This window comes from Streptomyces sp. RKAG290 (genome assembly GCF_023701695.1).
Classification (GTDB): Bacteria; Actinomycetota; Actinomycetes; order Streptomycetales; family Streptomycetaceae; genus Streptomyces.
The window spans coordinates 6,261,762-6,280,151 of sequence record NZ_JAJOZC010000001.1 but is presented as its reverse complement, the minus strand read 5'-3'; the positions used below and the strand labels follow the sequence as shown (position 1 = coordinate 6,280,151).

General features: G+C 72.8%; 13 protein-coding genes and 3 pseudogenes. 3 read left to right on the top strand and 13 right to left on the bottom strand.

Annotated features, from left to right (window positions below):
* From LNW71_RS27750 to LNW71_RS27740, 3 genes are all read right to left on the bottom strand, one after another.
* Complete coding sequence (locus LNW71_RS27750; protein WP_250970705.1) at positions 1 to 729, bottom strand: SseB family protein; 729 nt, start codon at positions 727 to 729, stop codon at positions 1 to 3.
* Positions 730 to 838: 109 nt separating this feature from the next.
* Positions 839 to 2,032, bottom strand: coding sequence for a type VII secretion-associated serine protease mycosin (gene mycP, locus LNW71_RS27745; protein WP_250970704.1), 1,194 nt, complete (start codon positions 2,030 to 2,032; stop codon positions 839 to 841).
* Entirely contained in the window at positions 2,029 to 2,913 is an 885-nt protein-coding gene (locus tag LNW71_RS27740; protein WP_250970703.1) for a hypothetical protein, read from the bottom strand. Before LNW71_RS27740 ends, mycP begins: the two co-directional genes overlap by 4 nt.
* A gap of 560 nt (positions 2,914 to 3,473) precedes the next feature.
* Here LNW71_RS27740 and LNW71_RS27735 point away from each other — a divergent pair.
* Positions 3,474 to 4,675 (top strand): annotated as a pseudogene (locus tag LNW71_RS27735) (amino acid deaminase/aldolase).
* 11 nt (positions 4,676 to 4,686) lie between these two features.
* On the opposite strand, the gene LNW71_RS27730 reads toward LNW71_RS27735, so the two are convergent.
* The 4 genes and pseudogenes from LNW71_RS27730 to LNW71_RS27715 form a co-directional block, all read right to left on the bottom strand.
* Positions 4,687 to 5,631 (bottom strand): DUF2510 domain-containing protein, encoded by a 945-nt coding sequence (locus LNW71_RS27730; protein WP_250970702.1) that lies wholly within the window; start codon positions 5,629 to 5,631, stop codon positions 4,687 to 4,689.
* Positions 5,632 to 5,665: 34 nt separating this feature from the next.
* Positions 5,666 to 6,453 (bottom strand): annotated as a pseudogene (locus LNW71_RS27725) (3-oxoacyl-ACP reductase).
* Between the two features lie 6 nt (positions 6,454 to 6,459).
* Positions 6,460 to 7,824: an aldehyde dehydrogenase family protein gene (locus LNW71_RS27720; RefSeq protein WP_250970701.1), complete on the bottom strand. Its 1,365-nt coding sequence runs from the start codon at positions 7,822 to 7,824 to the stop codon at positions 6,460 to 6,462.
* An 8-nt stretch (positions 7,825 to 7,832) separates the two neighbouring features.
* Positions 7,833 to 9,200 carry a glutamine synthetase family protein gene (locus LNW71_RS27715; RefSeq protein ID WP_250970700.1) on the bottom strand — a complete coding sequence of 456 codons (1,368 nt, stop codon included), beginning with the start codon at positions 9,198 to 9,200 and terminating at the stop codon, positions 7,833 to 7,835.
* Positions 9,201 to 9,309: 109 nt separating this feature from the next.
* On the opposite strand from LNW71_RS27715, the gene LNW71_RS27710 reads away from it, so the two are divergent.
* Entirely contained in the window at positions 9,310 to 10,029 is a 720-nt protein-coding gene (locus LNW71_RS27710) for a gamma-glutamyl-gamma-aminobutyrate hydrolase family protein (RefSeq protein ID WP_250970699.1), read from the top strand.
* On the opposite strand, the gene LNW71_RS27705 is transcribed toward LNW71_RS27710, so the two are convergent.
* A complete protein-coding gene (locus LNW71_RS27705) occupies positions 9,997 to 10,953 on the bottom strand; it encodes an aminoglycoside phosphotransferase family protein (RefSeq protein ID WP_250970698.1) in 957 nt (318 codons plus the stop codon). The genes LNW71_RS27710 and LNW71_RS27705 overlap by 33 nt on opposite strands.
* A 70-nt stretch (positions 10,954 to 11,023) precedes the next feature.
* Positions 11,024 to 11,955: pseudogene (locus tag LNW71_RS27700) on the bottom strand (LysR family transcriptional regulator).
* Positions 11,956 to 12,025: 70 nt separating this feature from the next.
* On the opposite strand from LNW71_RS27700, the gene LNW71_RS27695 reads away from it, so the two are divergent.
* Positions 12,026 to 13,174 carry a TDT family transporter gene (locus LNW71_RS27695; protein WP_250970697.1) on the top strand — a complete coding sequence of 383 codons (1,149 nt, stop codon included), beginning with the start codon at positions 12,026 to 12,028 and terminating at the stop codon, positions 13,172 to 13,174.
* On the opposite strand, the gene LNW71_RS27690 is transcribed toward LNW71_RS27695, so the two are convergent.
* The 4 genes from LNW71_RS27690 to LNW71_RS27675 form a co-directional block, all read right to left on the bottom strand.
* A complete protein-coding gene (locus LNW71_RS27690) occupies positions 13,113 to 13,820 on the bottom strand; it encodes a helical backbone metal receptor (protein ID WP_250970696.1) in 708 nt (235 codons plus the stop codon). The genes LNW71_RS27695 and LNW71_RS27690 overlap by 62 nt on opposite strands.
* A gap of 88 nt (positions 13,821 to 13,908) precedes the next feature.
* Positions 13,909 to 14,454, bottom strand: a complete 546-nt coding sequence (locus tag LNW71_RS27685; RefSeq protein ID WP_250970695.1) for a helix-turn-helix transcriptional regulator — start codon at positions 14,452 to 14,454, stop codon at positions 13,909 to 13,911.
* A gap of 170 nt (positions 14,455 to 14,624) precedes the next feature.
* Positions 14,625 to 17,258: an ABC transporter permease/substrate binding protein gene (locus LNW71_RS27680; RefSeq protein ID WP_250970694.1), complete on the bottom strand. Its 2,634-nt coding sequence runs from the start codon at positions 17,256 to 17,258 to the stop codon at positions 14,625 to 14,627.
* The gene (locus tag LNW71_RS27675) at positions 17,251 to 18,315 is read right to left on the bottom strand and encodes a glycine betaine/L-proline ABC transporter ATP-binding protein (protein WP_250970693.1); all 1,065 of its coding nucleotides are present in this window, start codon (positions 18,313 to 18,315) and stop codon (positions 17,251 to 17,253) included. The genes LNW71_RS27680 and LNW71_RS27675 overlap by 8 nt, the downstream gene beginning before the upstream one ends.
* Positions 18,316 to 18,390: the final 75 nt, after the last annotated feature.

The following is an 18,390-nucleotide window of genomic DNA, read 5'->3' as shown; positions in this document are numbered from 1 at the left end:
TCAGCGTGTGAAGAGCGCGTCCGCAGGCGTGGTCGCGTCGGCCGGGAGCAGCGCCAGGTCCAGGCCGCGGACCAGCCGGGCCCGCAGCACGTCGTCGGCCGCCAGCGACTGCGCGACCCGGCGGGCCGCCGCCGCGGGGTCGGCGTCCGCCGCCAGCACCAGGGCGAGGGTGCCGTCGGCGCGGCCCGGCCCGAGGTGGGCGCGGAGCACCGCGGGTTCGGCGGCGACGGCGTCCCGTACCGCCGAGGTGACGGCGGGGTCGTCCAGCGGGTCTGCGCTGGTGCGGCCCTCGGCGAGGGCCAGCAGGGCGGAACCGGTCAGTTCGAAGGCCACCGGCCCCGCGAGGTCGAGCACCACCGTGTCCGCCTTCTCGTGCGCGGCGGCCTGCAGTGCCTGGTGCAGGGGTACGGCGACGGGGCGGGCCTGCGGGTCCCAGCGGGCCAGTGCGGCGGTGGAGGTGAAGGCGGGCAGCGCGCGGCGGCCACCGGCCTGCAGGGTGGGCACGGCCATGTCGCTCGTCTTCTCGCGGCGCAGCCCGTTCCCGTCCTCCTCGACCTCACCGAGGACGGCCACCACGGGAACCAGCAGACGGGCCCCCTTGAGCGCTTCGAGCACCGGGCCGACGGCCTTGCGGTCCTCGGCCCAGGCGGCGAGCGCCGCGGTCAGAGCGGGGTCGGCCGTGCCGTCGTCGTCGGAGTACCCGGAGTCCGGAATGTTCTTCTGCGCCACAGGGCGAGCGTAGTACCTGGGAATTCCCCTCCGGCCCACAGGGCGGGCTCAGCCCGTTCCCATCGGCCGGTTCAGCGTGACCGCGTCCGCGCGTGTACGCACGGACCCCTCAACGGCGGGGGCCGGCCGTCCGGCCGCGGCCGCGCCACAGCACCACGGCGAGGGCCAGCAGGACGGCGCCGAGGCCGCCCGCCGCCGGGGCGAGCCAGCCTGCGGGGCCGTCGTCCTTGCGGGGCGGGGTGGGGCCGGTGCCGAAGTACTGCTTGCGGTAGCCGGCGGCGCCCGCGTCCGCGCGCAGGCCGGCGGGGCGGAGCTTGCCGCCCGCCTTGATGGCCGCGGCCGGGTCGACCAGGCCGTAGCCCCGGGCGTCGTCCCGGCCCGCCGACGGGGAATTGCGCGCGGTGTCCGTCAGGAGCTTCTTGATCTGGGCGGGCGGGAGGCCGGGGTGGGCGGCACGGACCAGGGCGACCGCCCCGGAGACGAACGCGGCGGCCGCGGAAGTGCCCCATTCCACGTAGTACTGGCCGTCGGGGGCGGGGACGACGATGCCGTCCCCCGGGGCGCTCACGCTGGTGTACCAGTGGCGGGTGGAGAAAGAGGCGTGGGTGCCGTAGCGGTCGACGGCGGCGGCCGCGATCACACCGGGATAGGCCGCGGGGTACGAGACGTGGTCGCCCTTCTCGCCCCCGTTGCCCGCCGACGCGACGACGACCGCACCCTTCTTGAGGGCGTACTGCACGGCGGCGTCCTCGCCGGGCTCCGGGTGTGCCGACTCGCTGTCGTCGCCCAGGGAGAGGTTGATGACGTCCGCGCCGTGGTCGGCGGCCCAGCGGATTCCGTCGGCGAGGGCGGTGGCCCGGGACTTGCGGGCCTTGGAGCGGGACGGGTCGGTCGCCTCCAGAATGACCCGGACCGGGAGGATCTTCGCCTCCGGTGCGATGCCGAGCACCCCGTCCTCGCGTCCGGTGCCGTGGCCCCGGCCGGCGATGATCCCGGCCATCGCGGTGCCGTGCCGGGCCCAGGACCGGTCACCACGCCCGGCACCGAAGCCGATCATGTCCTTGCCTTGCAGCACCTGGCCGGCCAGGTCGGGCAGGCTGCCGTCGACGCCCGTGTCGACGACGGCGACGGTGATCCCCTTGCCCCGGGTGGTCTGCCACGCGGTCTCGGTGTGGAGCGCGTCCAGGCCCCACTGCTGGGCGCGGATCGTGTCCGCACGGGCCGGCGACGCGGGCAGCAGGACGAAAGCCGTGGCGGCGCAGACCGCGCCGAGGACGCGGCGTCGGCGGGCTCGGGGGGTCACTCCGGCTTCTCCGTGAGATCGGTGACGTCCGCGCGCAGGCCGCGCTCGACCCGGTCGGCCAGTCCCTTGGCCTCGTGGCCGAGTCCGGCCTGGGCGGCGGCGGTCGTGGCGGTCACCGCCATGGCCTTGGCGGCCGGCTGCGGGTCGGTGACCGTCCGTCCGTCGGCGAATCCGGAGACCGCGAACATGACGACGGGCACCTCGGTCAGGACGTGCACGGTCCAGCTGGCTCGCTGCTTGTCGCCGAATCCGGCGGCGGGGCTGCTCGGGACGGCGTAGGCGCGGGGCATCAGGTCGGTGCGTATGTCGAGGTGCTGGTCGGTGAACCGGGTGGCCAGCGCCCGCATGGCCGCCGTGTCGCCCTCGGTGAAGACCATTCCCACCGTGGTGACGCTGCTGGACGTCGCGTCGGTGTAGGTGGCGCGCAGCAGACGCGTGCAGCCGACCGGACGGAGCGTCTTGAGTAGCAGCGGGTCCAGGGCGGGCGTGCAGCCGCTGTCCGGGGCGACGGCGAGCCTGGTCCAGATCCGGTCGGCGCCGCCCGGTCCCGCGCCGTCCCCCTTGAGGGTGCGCGGGAAGAGGGTGTCCACGGGAATGCTGTGCCATGCGGTCCGGCCCACGGTGTAGGCGCTGTGGGCAGCCGGGTCGGCCGAGGAGTCGCTGATGAGCCAGCTGCCGGTGGCGGCCCCGCCGATCAGCCCGAGTCCGAGTACGACACAGACCGCGGCGGCCGCGGTCCTGAACGGGTGCCGGGTCCTTACCGGGCGCAGCCTGGTGGTGGTCTCGGCGGGCGTCTCGGCCGGGGGGTGGACGTACGGCGGGCGGTACCCGGGCGGAGCGACGGGGCTGCCGGGCAGTGGGGGCGGTCCGCCGAGCTCCACGGCGCCCACCGGCCGGCGCCGGGTGGCCGGGGGCGGCCCGGCGGGGCGCGGCGGGAACGCCGGGGCTGCGAAGGCCCCTGTCGGACGGTCCGGTGCCGGTGCCGGGGGTACGGGACGGAGCCGGGTGGTCGTCTCCGCGGGGGTCGGCGCGGCAGGCGGTTCGTCGGGGACGGGGGGCACAGCGGGTCCGGCGGCGGGGGCTACGGGGGCCGGGGGTGCGGCGGGGGCGGGGGTACTACGGGGGCAGGCCCTCCCGCGGCAGCTGCCGGGCCCCCGCGGTGGCTTCAGCGGGGCCGGTGGGGCCTTGAGGGGTGGTTGCGTGACTGTCCGGCGGGCTGGACGGGCGTGGCGGGAGAGGAGCGCGCTGCGCCTCGGTACTCATCCGCCCCCTGGTCCGTTCCGTACCGCACGCGGATGGCCGCCACAGGCAGGCTCGTTGCTCGCCGCGTGACGTCACTCTACGGGTTGGCGCGCCCCGGTGGGAGCGGGTCGCCGCACCCCGGACGATCTGCGCAGATCGTCCCCTACCCAGCGGTACAGGTGTCTGGCAAGCTGCGGCCATGACTGCCCGCGCCGCTGACCGGACCCGTTACAACCGGGCCACCGCCCACCTCGATGCCCCGATCGCCGTCGTCGATCTGGACGCGTTCGACGCCAACGCCGACGACCTGGTGCGCCGTGCGGCCGGGAAGCCCGTCCGGGTGGCGAGCAAATCGGTGCGCTGCCGCGCCCTGCTGGAGCGGGTGCTCGCACGGCCCGGGTTCGCCGGGATCATGTCGTTCACGCTGGCGGAGTCGCTGTGGCTGGCCCGCGCCGGATTCGAGGACGTGCTGCTGGCCTATCCGTCGGCCGACCGGTCCGCCTTCGCGGAGCTGGCCGCCGACCCGAAACTGGCCGCCGCCGTGACGGTGATGGTGGACGACCACGCGCAGCTGGAACTGATCGACGCGGCGCGGGCCGGGGGCACGGAGGAGATCCGGGTCTGTCTGGAGCTGGACACCTCGCTGCAGCTGCTCGGCGGCCGGGTCAGGATCGGGGCACTGCGCTCGCCGCTGCGCTCCCCGCCCAGCTGGCCGAGCTGGCACGGTCGGTGGCCCGCAGGCCCGGCTTCCGGCTGGTGGGGCTGATGGCGTACGAGGGCCACATCGCCGGGGTCGGTGACTCGGTGGCGGGGCGGCCGCTGCGCTCCCGGGCGATCCGGCTGATGCAGGCCGCGGGGCGCCGCGAACTGGCGGCCCGCCGGGCCGAGGTGGTGCGGGCGGTGCGGGCCGTGGCGCCGGACCTGGAGTTCGTGAACGGGGGCGGCACCGGCAGTGTCCAGCACACCGCGGCGGAGGAGTCGGTGACCGAGATCGCGGCCGGTTCGGGGCTCTACGTACCGCGGCTGTTCGACAACTACACCTCGTTCACGGCCCGTCCGGCCGCGCTGTTCGCACAGCCCGTGGTGCGCCGGCCCGGGGTGGGCGTGGTGACGGTGCTCGGTGGCGGCTACCCGGCGTCCGGGGCGGCCGGTCCGGACCGGCTGCCGGTCCCGTACCTGCCGGAGGGGCTGCGTTACGACCCGCAGGAGGGCCCCGGCGAGGTGCAGACCCCGCTGATCGGCGCGCCGGCCGACGATCTGCTGATCGGCGACAAGGTGTGGTTCCGGCACGCGAAGGCCGGTGAGCTGTGCGAGCGGTTCGACGAACTGCAGCTGATCGAGGGGGACCGGGTGACGGCGACCGTGCCGACGTACCGGGGTGAGGGCCGCACCTTCCTCTGAGCGGGACGGCGTCAGGGGGCGACGGAGCTGCCGACGCCGCCGCTCGTTCCGCTGTCGCCGATCGGCCGGATGCCCTTGGTGAGGGTGTCCATGAGGGAGAGCGGGGGGCCGTCGGGACCGGCGTCGAAGGCGTAGCGCACGACGACGAGCGACTCGCTGCCGACGGCCGAGGGGAAGACGAGCGACTGCACGTAGCCGCCGGGGCCCTTGCCGGTCGCCACCCGCCAGCGCACCAGGTAGCCGGTGCGTCCCGCCACGCTCACCGAGGCGGCGGCGAGCTGCGTGTGGGACGTGATGCCGCCGTGGATCCGCTCGCCGACGGTGTTCTCGTCGTACGCCCTCTTCGCGGCGGCTTCGATGTCCTGCTCGGCGAGCTTCTCCGCGGAGGTGGCGTCGGCGCCGTTCGGCGTGCGGGTGGTCACCGTGCCGTGGTAGCAGAAGGCGGAGGAGCTGCCGGGGCAGCTGTAGGAGTCGGCGGTGCGCATCGTGAGCAGCTCGTCCACGGTGCTGTCGGACTTCTCCCAGCCGTCGGGAATCGGCAGGGTGATGCCGTTGAGCTGGTCCACGAGCACCGTGGGGTCGCTGTCGTCCGGTGAGCCGTCCGGCGAGGGGCTGTCGCCGGGAGCGGCGCCGGTGCCGGTCCGCGCATGCGAGGGGGCGGAACTGCGCCGGGCCTGCGGCCGCGTCCCGTCGTCGTCCCTGCCGAGCAGCACGGCCCCGGTCACGGCCGCGCCGACGACCAGCGCGCCGGCCACCACGAGCGCGACGACCCTGCCGCCTCCGCCGCCGCTGCCCTGACCGGGTGCGGCGGTCGGGACAGGCCGCGCGGGAACCGATTGCTGCTTCGCGGCAGGGTACGGGCGGGTGTGGGCGGTCCACGCCGAACCGTCCCACCACCGCTCACTGCCCGGCGCGGCCGTGTCCGGGTACCAGCCGGGCGGTGTCGCGTTGCTCATCGCCCCACTGTAGGTTCCGGCCCGCGTGCCGCCCCTACAGGGGCGTGACGTAAGCGCCGGAGATGCCGCCGTCGACCAGGAAGTCGGTGGCGTTGACGAAGGAGGAGTCGTCGCTCGCCAGGAAGGCGACGGCGGCCGCGATCTCGGTCGCCTCGGCGAACCGGCCGAGCGGGATGTGCACCAGCCTGCGGGCCGCGCGCTCCGGGTCCTTGGCGAACAGCTCCTGGAGCAGGGGGGTGTTGACCGGCCCCGGGCACAGCGCGTTGACCCGGATGCCCTCGCGGGCGAACTGGACGCCCAGTTCGCGGGTCATCGCGAGTACCCCGCCCTTGGAGGCGGTGTAGGAGATCTGGGAGGTCGCCGCACCCATCCTGGCCACGAACGAGGCGGTGTTGATGATGGAGCCGCGTCCCTGGCGCCGCATGTAGGGCAGGGCCGCCTTGCAGCAGAGGTAGACGGAGGTGAGGTTGACGTCCTGGACGCGCTTCCAGGCCTCGAGCCCGGTGGTGAGGATCGAGTCGTCGTCGGGCGGCGAGATGCCGGCGTTGTTGAAGGCGATGTCGACGGAGCCGTAGGTGTCGTCCGCCGTCCTGAACAGTGCCTCGACCTGGCCGGGATCGGTGACGTCGACCTGTACGAAGGTGCCGCCGACCGCCTCCGCGGCCGCCTTGCCCGCGGTCGCGTCGATGTCGCCGCAGACCACCCTGGCCCCTCGGAGGCGAGCCGGTGGGCGGTGGCGAGGCCGATGCCGCTGCCGGCGCCGGTGATGACGGCGGTGCGGCCGACGAGGCGGCGGCAGATGTTCTCGGTGTCCGTGGTCATACCGGTTCAGGCCTCCGTACTGAGGAAGACGTTCTTGGTTTCGGTGAAGGCGGTGAGGGCGTCGGGGCCGAGTTCCCGGCCGAGGCCGGACTGCTTGAAGCCGCCGAACGGGGTCCAGTAGCGGACCGCGGAGTGGGAGTTGACGGAGAGGTTCCCCGCCCGGACGGCCTGCGAGACCCGCAGCGCGCGGCCCACGTCGCGGGTCCAGAGGGAGCCGGCGAGCCCGTAATCGGTGGCGTTGGCGAGCCGGACCGCGTCCGCCTCGTCGTCGAAGGGCAGCACGACCGCGACCGGCCCGAACACCTCCTCGGTGGCGACGGGTGAGTCCGGCCGGGCGTCGGTGAGGACGGTCGGCGGGAACCAGAAGCCGGGGCCCTCGGGCGCGCTGCCCCGGATCGCGGCCGCGCCCTCGGGGACGTAACCGCGCACCCGGTCCCGCTGGGCGCGCGAGATGAGCGGGCCCATCTGCGTCTTCTCGTCGGACGGGTCGCCGACCACGACGGCGGCGACGGCCGGGGCGAGGAGCTCCAGGAAGCGGTCGTACGCGGAGCGCTGGACGAGGATCCGGGTGCGGGCGCAGCAGTCCTGGCCCGCGTTGTCCAGGAAGGACATGGGGGCGGCGGCCGCTGCGGCTTCGATGTCGGCGTCGGCGAAGACGATGTTGGGGCTCTTGCCGCCGAGTTCGAGGGTGACCCGCTTCACGCGCTCGGCGCACCTGGCCATGATCTGCTTGCCGACCCGGGTGGAGCCGGTGAAGACGATCTTGGCGACGCCCGGGTGTTCCACCAGGGCGTTGCCCGCCTCGTCGCCCGCGCCGGGCAGCACCTGGAGGAGGTGTTCGGGCAGGCCTGCCTCCAGGGCCAGTTCCGCGAGCCGCAGCGCGGTCAGCGGGGTGGTCTCGGCGGGCTTGAGGACGACGGCGTTGCCCGCGGCGAGGGCGGGGGCGAGGCCCCAGGCGGCGATCGGCAGGGGGAAGTTCCAGGGGGCGATCACGCCGATGACGCCGAGGGGTTCGAGCAGGGTGATGTCGATGCCGCCGGGTACCGGGATCTGCCGGCCGCTCAGCCGCTCCACTCCCCCGGCGGCGAAGTCCAGCAGATCGCGGACGTTGCCCGCCTCCCAGCGCGCGTTGCCGATCGTGTGTCCCGCCTCGCGGACCTCGAGCCGGGCCAGTTCCTCGTTGCGCTCGTCCACGGCGACGGCGAACCGTCGCAGCAGCCGGGCCCGGTCGGCGGGGGCGAGCGCCGCCCAGGTGAGCTGGGCGGCCGCGGCCCGGGTGACGGCGGTGTCCACCTCCTGGGCGGTGGTGGCGGGCACGGTGGCGAGGAGTTCCTCCGTCGCCGGGTTCAGTACCTGGTGCTCACGGATCAAGGAAGTCCTCACAGACGTTCGAAGGAGCGTCGCAGCTCCCAGTCGGTCACCGCTGCGTCGAAGGCGTCCAGTTCGACGCGCGCCATGTTGCGGTAGTGCGCCACCACCTCGGCGCCGAAGGCCGCTTCGGCGATCTCGCTGTTCTCCCAGAGCCCGGCGGCCTCGCGCAGGGTGGTGGGGACGTGGTCGTACGTACCGCTGTAGGCGTTCCCCTCGCAGGGCTCGGGCAGTTCGAGTGCGTGCTCGATGCCGTACAGGCCGGCGGCGACGAGTCCGGCGACGGCGAGGTACGGGTTGACGTCGCCGCCCGGCAGGCGGTTCTCGAAGCGCAGGGACTGGCCGTGGCCGACGACGCGGAGCGCGCAGGTGCGGTTGTCGTCGCCCCAGGCGACGGCGGTCGGGGCGAAGGAGCCGGGCTGGAAGCGCTTGTAGGAGTTGATGTTCGGCGCGTAGAGGAGCGAGAAGTCGCGCAGCGCCGCGAGCTGGCCGGCGAGGAAGTGCCGCATCACCGGAGACATGGCGCCGTCCCGGTCCGCCATGGCGCTGCGTCCGGGCTCGTCGGTGGGCCGTAGCGAGAGGTGGATGTGGCAGGAGTTACCCTCGCGCTCGTTGAACTTGGCCATGAAGGTGAGCGCGACGCCTTCCTGCGCGGCGATCTCCTTGGAGCCCGTCTTGTAGACGGCGTGCTGGTCGCAGGTGACCAGGGCCTCGTCGTAGCGGAACACGATCTCGTGCTGGCCCGGGTTGCACTCGCCCTTGGCGGACTCGACGGTGAGGCCCGCAGCCGCCATCTCGTTGCGGATGCGGCGCAGCAGGGGTTCGATGCGGCCGGTGCCGAGGACGGAGTAGTCGACGTTGTACTGGTTGACCGGGGTCAGGTCGCGGTAGCCGCGGTCCCAGGCCTGCTCGTAGGTGTCCTTGAAGACGATGAATTCGAGCTCGGTGCCGACGTGGGCGGTGTAGCCGTGCTCGGCGAGGCGTTCCAGCTGGCGGCGCAGGATCTGGCGGGGCGCGGCGACGACGGGTGAGCCGTCGCTCCAGGCGAGGTCGGCGGTGACCATCGCGGTGCCCTCGTTCCACGGCACCCGGCGCAGGGTGCTGAGGTCGGGACGCATGGCGAAGTCGCCGTAGCCGCGCTCCCAGGAGGACATGGCGTAGCCGTCGACGGTGTTCATGTCGGTGTCGACGGCCAGGAGGTAGTTGCAGCCCTCCGTGCCGTGCGGCACGACCTCGTCGAGGAAGAAGGCCGCGGCGAAGCGTTTGCCCTGGAGCCGTCCCTGCATGTCGGGGAAGGCCAGGACGACGGTGTCGATCTCACCGCTGTCGACGAGGAGACGGAGTTCCTCGACGGCGAGCGGGGCTGTTCGGTCGGACACGGATGGATCCTCTCCTCGTGGGCCGACAGATGATCCAAATCTATGGGCAGCACAAGGGATTTGGATACGGTGCCGATGCGTTTCGCGCGCCGTACGAGAGGGAGATCCGATGAACCGTCCGCTGATCGGGATCAGTACGTATCTGGAGGCCTCGGTGCGCTGGGGCAGCTGGGACCTGCCCGCGGCGCTGCTGCCCGCGGGTTACGCCCGTCTGGTCAGGGAGGCGGGCGGCCTCGCCGTCATGCTCCCGCCGGACTCCCCGGACCTCGCCGCGTCGGTGGTGGCCAGGCTCGACGCGGTCGTGGTGGCGGGCGGGCCTGACGTGGATCCGGCCCGGTACGGCGCGGACCGCGACGCGCGGACCGGGCCGCCCGCTCCCGAGCGGGACGGCTGGGAGGCGGCCCTGATCGGGGCGGCGCTGGAGTCCGGCACCCCGTTGCTCGGCATCTGCCGCGGGATGCAGCTGCTGAACGTGGCGTTCGGCGGCACGCTGACGCAGCACCTGGACGGGCACAGGGGTCCTGACGGGGCGACGGGGGTGTTCGGCACGCATACGGTGACGCCGGTCGCGGGAACCCGCTACGCCTCGGCGGTGTCCGGGGAGTGCTCCGTGCCCACCTACCACCACCAGGCCGTGGACCGGATCGGACCGGGCCTGGTGGCCTGCGCGCACGCGGCGGACGGCACCGTGGAGGCGGTCGAGGCACCGGGGCCTGAGTGGGTGCTGGGGGTGCAGTGGCATCCGGAGATGGGTGACGACGCGCGCGTGATGCGGGCGTTGGTGGCGGCCGCCGGGCTACGCGAGCCGGTGGCCGAGCCGGCGCCGTAGCCAGTCCAGGGCGGCTGCGCCCTGGGCCGCCTGGAACGCCCTGAGTGTCGGCAGGCCGGGCGGCGCAGGGCGCAGCGAGTGCGCCACGAAGTAGCCGGTCAGTGCGGTGAGTACGGCGGTGACGCCGGCGGGGTCGGCGTCCCTGGCGAGCGGGTGGCCGGTGAAGAGCGACTCCGGGTCGGGGCCGCCCTGGGCCGCGACGCACGGCAGCATCGTCAGCAGTTCGAACCAGGGCGCGGCACGCATGGCGTGCGGCCAGTCGACGAAGACGACCCGGTCCTCGGTCAGCAGGATGTTGTCCGCGCGCAGATCGCCGTGGACGAGGCTGTCGCCGGTGGCGTGCTCCGCCCAGCCGGACTCCAGTTCCGCGAGGGCGCCGAGACGGTGCGCCGCCCACGGGTCGAGGCCGGCGGTGTCCCCGGCGGTGTGCAGGGTCCGCCAGCCGGTGAACATCGAGGCCTCGCGCCTGGCGACGGGCGGCGCGTCGATCGGGGCCGGGGTGAGGAGCCGGGTGAGTCCGCCGACGGCGGCCAGGACGCGGTCCAGTTCCGCCCGGTCCCAGGGGATGCGGGGCTGATGGCCCTCGATGTCCTCCAGCACGAGCGCGACCAGGGTGCCGTCGTCGTACGAGCCGAGCAGCCGGGGCACGGGGGCGTGCGGCGGAAGGGCGGCGGTGTGGCGGGCCTCGGCACGGTGCAGGTCGGGGCTGCCGGGGTTCACCTCGGCGCTCACGGCCTTGACGAAGGCGCGGCCGCCGTTCGCGAGCCGGACCCGCGCGGCGACGCCGGGCGAGAATCCGCCGCTCTGGCTGCGGGCCTCGACCACGGGTGCGCCGAGGATGTCCTCGACGGCGGTGCGCACGGTGGCGGGCAGGTCGGCCCAGCGGTGGCGGACACCGGCGGCGGGTGGTGCGGTGATTCGCATGCGCCCATCCTTGGCGCTCGGCGGGGGTGCGGGCCAGCGGTTTTGTGCGGGCGGGTGCCGCGGGCCGGCCTCACTCGCCGGACGGGCCGGACCGTGTCAGGGAGAGCAGGTCGCGGGCCGGGCCCGTGGGCCGGTGGCCCGACGGCCAGACCGCGCGCAGCTGACGCCGCAGCCGGACCCCGGCGATGGGGACCTTGACCAGGCGCCGGGAGGACAGCTCCTCGCCGAGGGCCAGTTCGCTCAGCACGCACGGTCCGGCACCGCTCTCGGCCGCCCCTTCAGCGCGGTCGTCGAGGAGAGTTCCAGGAGCGGCTGGGCCAGTCCGCCGTGGACGGCGAGGGCGGCGTCCAGGACCTGGCGGGTGCCGGAGCCGTGCTCGCGCAGGATCAGCGGGGTGCCGGCGAGTTCCGCCGGGGTCAGCGGGGTGCGGCGGCGGGCCCAGGCGTGCGAGGGGGCGACCACGACGACCAGGCGGTCGTGGGCGATGACCGTGCCGTCGAGCCCCTCCGGCACGGACAGGCCCTCGACGAACCCCAGGTCCGCCTCGCCGGTCAGCAGCCGCTCGGCGACCGCCGCGGAGTTGCCGGCGAGCAGCGAGACGGCGGTGTCCGGCCGCTCGGCGCGCAGGGCGATCAGCCAGCCCGGGAGCAGGTATTCGGCGATGGTCATGGAGGCGGCGACGCGCAGCCGGGAGTCCCGGCGGTCCCGCAGCGCCTGCGCGCCCACGTCGAACGCCTCGGCGGCCTCGACGACCCGGCGCGCCCAGTCGGTGACCAGCGCGCCCGCGTCGGTGAGCCGGGAGCCGCGGGGCGAGCGGTCGAGGAGGGCGAGGCCGAGCTGCCGCTCCATCGACCGGATGCGGCTGCTGGCGGCGGGCTGGGAGATGCCGACGTCGCGGGCGGCCCGTCCGAGGCTGCCGTGCCGGGCGACGGCGAGGAGCAGCTCCAGCGCGCCCAGGTCGGGAACCCGGTGGGAGAGAAGTGCAGGTGCATCGCTGGTCATAAATCCACCTTATGACCTCATAGGAAGGGACTCCCTGGTGGGGGACGCCCCCGAACCCGAGAATCGTGGCATGGCCATCTTTCCGCAGACCCGCACCGTCATTCCCTACTCCGGCATCGTCCGGAGACCGGCACTGCGGCACTTCGGCCCCAACTGGTACGCGACCGTCATGGGAACCGCGATCGTCGCGAGTGCGGGCGCCGCGCTGCCGGTCCACATCCCCGGGCTGTGGGCTGCCTGCACGCTGGTGTGGGTGCTCTCCGCGCTGCTGCTGGCCGCCGTGCTCGCGGCCCGCGCAGGGCACTGGGCCTCGCACCGCGACCAGGCCCGCGCCCATCTCCTCGACCCGGCCGTCGCCCCGTTCTACGGCTGCGTCTCGATGGCGCTGCTGGCCGTCGGCGGTTCCGGGATGGTGGTGGGCAAGGACGTGATCGGGCATCAGGCGGCCCTCGCGCTGGACGTGCTGCTGTACACGGCGGGCACCCTGACCGGGCTGGCCGCCGCGGTGGCGATCCCGTACCTGATGGTCGTGCGCCACCGCCCGGAGCCCGGCAGCGCGTCCCCGGTGTGGCTGCTGCCGGTGGTGGCTCCCATGGTCTCCGCGGCCCTCGGTCCGCTGCTGGTGCCGGAGCTGCCGGCGGGCCAGTGGCGGGAGGCGCTGCTGCTGGCCTGCTACGCGATGTTCGGGCTGAGTCTGCTGGCGACGCTGGTGATGCTGCCGCTGATCTTCGGGCGGCTGGTCCACCGGGGCCCGCTGCCGCTCGTGCTGACGCCCACGCTCTTCCTGGTCCTCGGCCCGCTGGGCCAGTCGACGACCGCGGTCAACGCGCTCGCCGATGTGGCGCCCGGTGCGATCCAGGCGCCCTATGCCTCCGCGCTCGGCGTGTTCGCGGTGCTGTACGGCGTGCCGGTGATGGGGTTCGCGCTGCTGTGGCTGGCCCTGTCCGTCGCCCTGGTGGTGCGGGCGGTGCGGGGCGGGATGCCGTTCGCCATGACGTGGTGGGGCTTCACCTTCCCCGTCGGCACGTGCGTCACGGGCGCCGCGGGCCTGGCCCGGCACACCGGTCTGGCGGCGTTCACCTGGCTGGCCGTCGCGCTGTACGTGCTGCTGGTGGCGGCCTGGGCGGTGGCCGGGGTCCGCACCGTGCGCGGGCTGCTCAGCGGAGCGCTGCTCGCAGCGCCGCAGGGGCCCGCACCAGTGACGGCCCGTACCACGTGAGGCAGCGCCCGTCGACGAGCGCGGCGGGCAGCGCCGCGAAGGCCTCGGGCCCGTCGGCGGCGGTGAAGCGGTACGGCTCGTCGGGCAGCACGACCAGTTCGGCGCCGGCCGCGTTCAGTTCGTCGAGCGGAATGCGCGGGTAGCGCTCGGCGTGGTCCGCGTAGACGTTGCGCACGCCGAGCCGGGCCAGCAGGTCGCCGGCGAAGGTGTCGCGGCCCAGGACCATCCAGGGTTTGCGCCAGACGGGAACGATCGCGCGGCGCGGGGCGCGCGGCGGCGGGAGGGCCGCCCAGGCGGCCTCGGCCTCGTCGAGCCAGCGGGGCCTGCGCAGGCCGCAGGCACCGGTCAGCAGCCGGTCCAGCTCCGCGAAGGCGTCGTCGAGGGTGCGGACATGGGTGAGCAGGACCTCCGTCCCGGCGTCCCGCAGTGCGGCGAGGTCGGGTTCCCGGTTCTCCTCCTCGTTGGCCACGACGAGGTCGGGGCGCAGCGCGAGAACGGCGGCCACGTCGGGGTTCTTCGTGCCGCCGATCCGGGCGGCACGCAGCCCCGCCGGGTGCGTGCACCAGTCGGTCACGCCGACGAGGAGCTCCGGAGCGGTCTCGGCGACCGCCTCGGTGAGCGAGGGGACGAGGGAGACGACGCGCACGGGAAACACCTCCTGATCGGTGCCGTGGCACGGGTGCGCACGGATGGCCGCAGTCCGTCGCCGCGGCACGGGTGCCGCGGCCGGATTCTCAGCGTCGCGGGTCGAACGTGGCGTCGACGTGTTCCGCGACCGCGACGACCAGCAGCCGGGTGCCGGGGACCGTGGCCCGCCAGCGGTGCCGGACCCCGCCCGAGAGGAACAGCGTGTCCCCGCGCTCCAGCCGGTACGCCTGCCCCTCGGCCTCCACCTCGGCGGCGCCCTCCGCCACGTACATCACCTCGTCGTTGCGGTGCTGGAACTCGCGCCCGAGGTCGAGCTCGCCGGTGAATTCCAGGGCGCTGAGCTGGTGGCGTCCGCGCACCACCCGGCGGACCCCGTCCTCCTGCCCGCCGCGCACGACCTCGACCGCACGCGCCGAGTCGGCGGCGGCCCGCAGGCGTGCGGTGGTGGTCTCCAGGGCGTCGGCGACCCGGTCCAGGGAACGGGCGCTGGGTCTGGCCCGTTCGTTCTCGATCTGGCTGAGGAACGGTACGGACAGGCCGCTGCGTGTCGCGACCGCGGCCAGCGTGAGTCCCAGGGATCTGCGCTGTCGGCGGACCGCGGCGCCCACCCGAAGTGTTTCCTTGTCGTCCATGTCCGGCTCCCTCCCGACTCGCCATCCTTCCGGCTGCCAGCACCTTACGCACACGGTTACGCGAGGACGGCCGGTAAACGGGGGTCCGGACAGCCCGAAAGGGGTGGGCACCGCCATCGGCGGTGCCCACCCCTTTCCGTGCCGCGCCCCTGGTGGGGCCGCGGGCGGGGCTACTGCGGAGCCATCTTGTCCGCGATGCCCGGGTTCTTGTCCATCCAGGCCTTCACGGCCTCTTCCTCATGCCCCGTGCCGGACTTCTGGATCTGGTTCTCCAGGCCGGCGAGCTGGTCCTCGCTCAGCTTGAAGTTCTTGAACCACTTGGTCAGCTGCGGGTAGTTCTTCGGGAAGTCCTTGGAACCGATGGTGTGCAGCCGGTCGCCGTTCCCGAAGGCCTTCTTGGGGTCCTGGAGCTTGGTCATCTTGTACTCGTTGTAGGCCCAGTGCGGGGTCCACAGGAGTACGGCGATGGGCTCCTTCTTGGCGTACGCGCGCTTCAGCTCGGCGAGCATGCCGGGCGTCGAGGAGTCGACGACCTTGTACTCCTTGTCGAGGCCGTACTTCGGCAGCACGTTCTTCTTGAGGTTCTCCATCGTGGCGGTGCCCGGCTCGATGCCGACGACCCGGCCCTTGAACTCCGAGGACTTGCCCTTGAGGTCGGCCAGGGACTTGACGTCCTTGACGTAACTGGGCACCGCGACCTCGATCGAGGTGGGGCCGTACCAGGAGCCGATGTCCGTCAGCTTCGAGCCGTACTTGTCCCAGTAGTTCTTCTGGGTGAACGGCAGCCAGCCGTCGAACTGGACGTCGATCTGACCGCGGGACATCGCGGTGTACATCGGCCCGACCTCGAACTGCTTGAGGTTGATCTTGTAACCGCGGTCCTCCAGGACGGCCTTCCACAGGTACGTGGCGGCGATGTCCTCCTCCCACGGGAACCAGGCCATCTCGACGGCGCGGTCGCGCTCGTCCTTGCCGTCGGCGCCCTTGGAGGTGGTGGGCTTGGCGACCGGGGCCGCCTTGTCGGCGACACCCGGGTTGGCCTTGAGCCAGGTGCGGACGGCGTCCTGCTCCTTGCCGGCTCCGCTCTTCTGGATCTGCGCCTCAAGACTGGTGAGCTGGTCCTCGCTCATCTTGAAGTTCTTCAGCCACTTGCCGACCTGGGGGTTCTCGCTGGAGAAGCCCTTGCGGGTCAGCGTGTGGATGCCGTCGCCCTTGCCCCAGAGGTTCTTGGGGTCCTTGAGCTTGGTGAGCTTGTACTGGTTGTAGGCCCAGTGCGGCGACCAGAGCGGAACGACGATCGGGTCCTTCTTGGCGTAGGCCCGCTTCAGCTCGGCCAGCATCGACGGCGTGGAGCCGTCGACGACCTTGTACTCCTTGTCCAGGCCGTAGCCCGGCAGGATCTTGTCCTTGAGCAGGCCCGTCTCACCGGCGCTCGGCTCGATGCCGACGACGCGGCCCTTGAAGTCGGACGCCTTGCCCTTGAGGTCGTCGAGCGAGTCGACGCCCTTCACGTACGAGGGGACGGCCAGCTCCAGGGAGGTGGGTCCGTACCAGGAGCCCATGTCCTCCAGGCGGTCCTTGTACTTCTTCCAGTACGCGGCGTGGGTGACCGGCAGCCAGGAGTCGGTCTCGAAGTCGATCTGGCCGTTGGCCATACCGGTGTAGAGCGCGCCGGCCTCGTACTGCTTGACGTCGACCTTGAAGCCGCGCTGCTCCAGCAGTTCCTTCCACAGGAAGGTGGAGGCGATGCCCTCGTCCCACGGGATGTAGCCCATGCTGACCGTCTTGCCGTGTCCGACGTTCTTCGGGTCGTCGGCGGCGGCGGTGTCCGACTTCGAGGAGCCGAACATGCCCATGCCGCCGGCGACGAGCGCGAGGACGACGATGCCGACCACGGCGACCAGGGGCTGCGGGCGGTGGTTCCACACCTTGAGTCCGCCGGTCAGCGCCTGCGCCTTGGCGAGCGCGCGGCGGGCGAGCGGGGAGACCTCGCGGCCCAGGGCGCTGGTCATCCGGTCCAGGTACATGGCCAGGATGACGATGGAGATGCCCGCCTCGAAGCCGAGGCCGACGTCGACGTTGCCGATGGCGCGGTAGACGGAGCCACCGAGGCCGCCGCCGCCGACCATGCCGGCGATGACCACCATGGACAGGCCCAGCATGATCACCTGGTTGATGCCCGCCATGATCGTGGGCAGCGCCAGCGGCAGCTGGACCCGCAGCAGGGTGTTGCGCGAGGTGGTACCGAAGGCCTCGGCCGCCTCGACGAGTTCACCGTCGACCTGGCGGATGCCGAGCTCGGTCATCCGGACGCCCGGGGGCAGCGCGAAGATGATGGTGGCGATGATGCCGGGGACGACGCCGACGCCGAAGAAGATGACGCCCGGGATCAGGTAGACCATGGCGGGCATGGTCTGCATGAAGTCGAGGACCGGCCGGGTCACCGCGCTGACGGTCTTGGAACGGGACGCCCAGATACCGAGCGGCACGGCCAGTACGAGCGTCACGATGGTCGCGACGAGCACCAGGGTGAGGGTGTCCATCGCTTCGTCCCACAGCTCGACGGAGTCGATGAGGGCGAAGCCGACGAACGCGAGCACACCGGCGAGCAGGCCGCGCAGCCACCAGGCGATGACGGCGACGATGCCCGCGAAGAGCAGGGGTGCGGGGGCCGACAGCACGGCGGCGATGCCGTCGAACATGCCGGTGACCACGGAGCTGATGGCGTCGAAGAGCCAGGCCAGATGGGTCTGGAGCCAGTCGACGGCGGAGTCGACCCAGTCGCCGAGAGGGAGCCTAAACACTGGCCACCTTCTTCAGCGAGGCCGCGGCGTCCTCAGGAGCCTCGGTGGGGGTCATCGGCTCACCGAGCACGGCGAGCAGCCGGGCCCGCGGCACGACGCCGACGAGCTTTCCCTTGTCGTCGGTCACGGCGACCGCGACCCCGCTCTGCGAGCAGGGCGTGAACAGCTCGATGATCGGCGTGGACTCGCCGACGGTGGCCGGCGCCTCCCGCAGGACGTCCGCGGGGGTACGCAGTTCCCTGCCGTCGTCGGTCATCGTGCCCATGACGGTGTGCGGCTCGGCCATGATGGCGCCCGCCGTCAGCACCCTGGAACGGTCCACGTCCTGGGTGAAGGAGGCCACGTAGTCGTTGGCCGGGGTGACGAGGATGTCCTCGGCGGTGCCGAGCTGGACTATCTGCCCGTCGCGCATCACAGCGATGCGGTCGCCGAGGCGCATGGCCTCGTTGAGGTCGTGGGTGATGAAGACGATGGTCTTCTTCAGCCGCTTCTGCAGTTCGAGGAGCTGGTCCTGCATGTCGCGGCGGATCAGCGGGTCGAGTGCGCTGAAGGACTCGTCCATCAGGAGCAGGTCGGCGTCGGTGGCCAGCGCGCGGGCCAGGCCGACGCGCTGCTGCATGCCGCCGGAGAGCTCGTCGGGCCAGGAGTTCTCCCAGCCGGCCAGACCGGTCATCTCCAGTGCCTCGGCGGCACGGCGGTTGCGCTCGTCGCGCGGCACGCCCTGCACCTCCAGGCCGTAGCCGGCGTTCTCCAGCACGCTCCGGTGCGGGAAGAGGGCGAAGTGCTGGAACACCATGCTGATCTTCGTGGAGCGGACGTGACGGAGTTCGGCGGGGCTCAGGGCAGTCAGGTCCTGGCCGTCGAACAGCACCTGCCCGGCGGTGGGCTCCAGCAGTCCGTTGAGCATCCGCAGCAAGGTCGACTTGCCGGACCCGGACAGACCCATGACGACGAAGATCTGGCCCGGCTCCACGGTGAACGATGCGTCGATCACCGCTGCGGTCGTTCCCTCGGCGCGCAGCTCGTCGCGGTCGGAACCGCTCTCGAGTTTCTGCACGGCTTGATCGGGTCGTCTGCCGAAGACTTTGTACAAGTGTTCGGCCTGCAGCCTTGACACATACACCTCACGCGT

Coding starts and splice junctions, on each gene's coding strand:
- LNW71_RS27730 (WP_250970702.1), bottom strand. CDS start 5,631: ATGAGCAACGCGACACCGCCCGGCTGGTACCCGGACACGGCCGCGCCG.
- LNW71_RS27705 (WP_250970698.1), bottom strand. CDS start 10,953: ATGCGAATCACCGCACCACCCGCCGCCGGTGTCCGCCACCGCTGGGCC.
- LNW71_RS27685 (WP_250970695.1), bottom strand. CDS start 14,454: ATGGACGACAAGGAAACACTTCGGGTGGGCGCCGCGGTCCGCCGACAG.
- LNW71_RS27695 (WP_250970697.1), top strand. CDS start 12,026: ATGGCCATCTTTCCGCAGACCCGCACCGTCATTCCCTACTCCGGCATC.
- LNW71_RS27710 (WP_250970699.1), top strand. CDS start 9,310: ATGAACCGTCCGCTGATCGGGATCAGTACGTATCTGGAGGCCTCGGTG.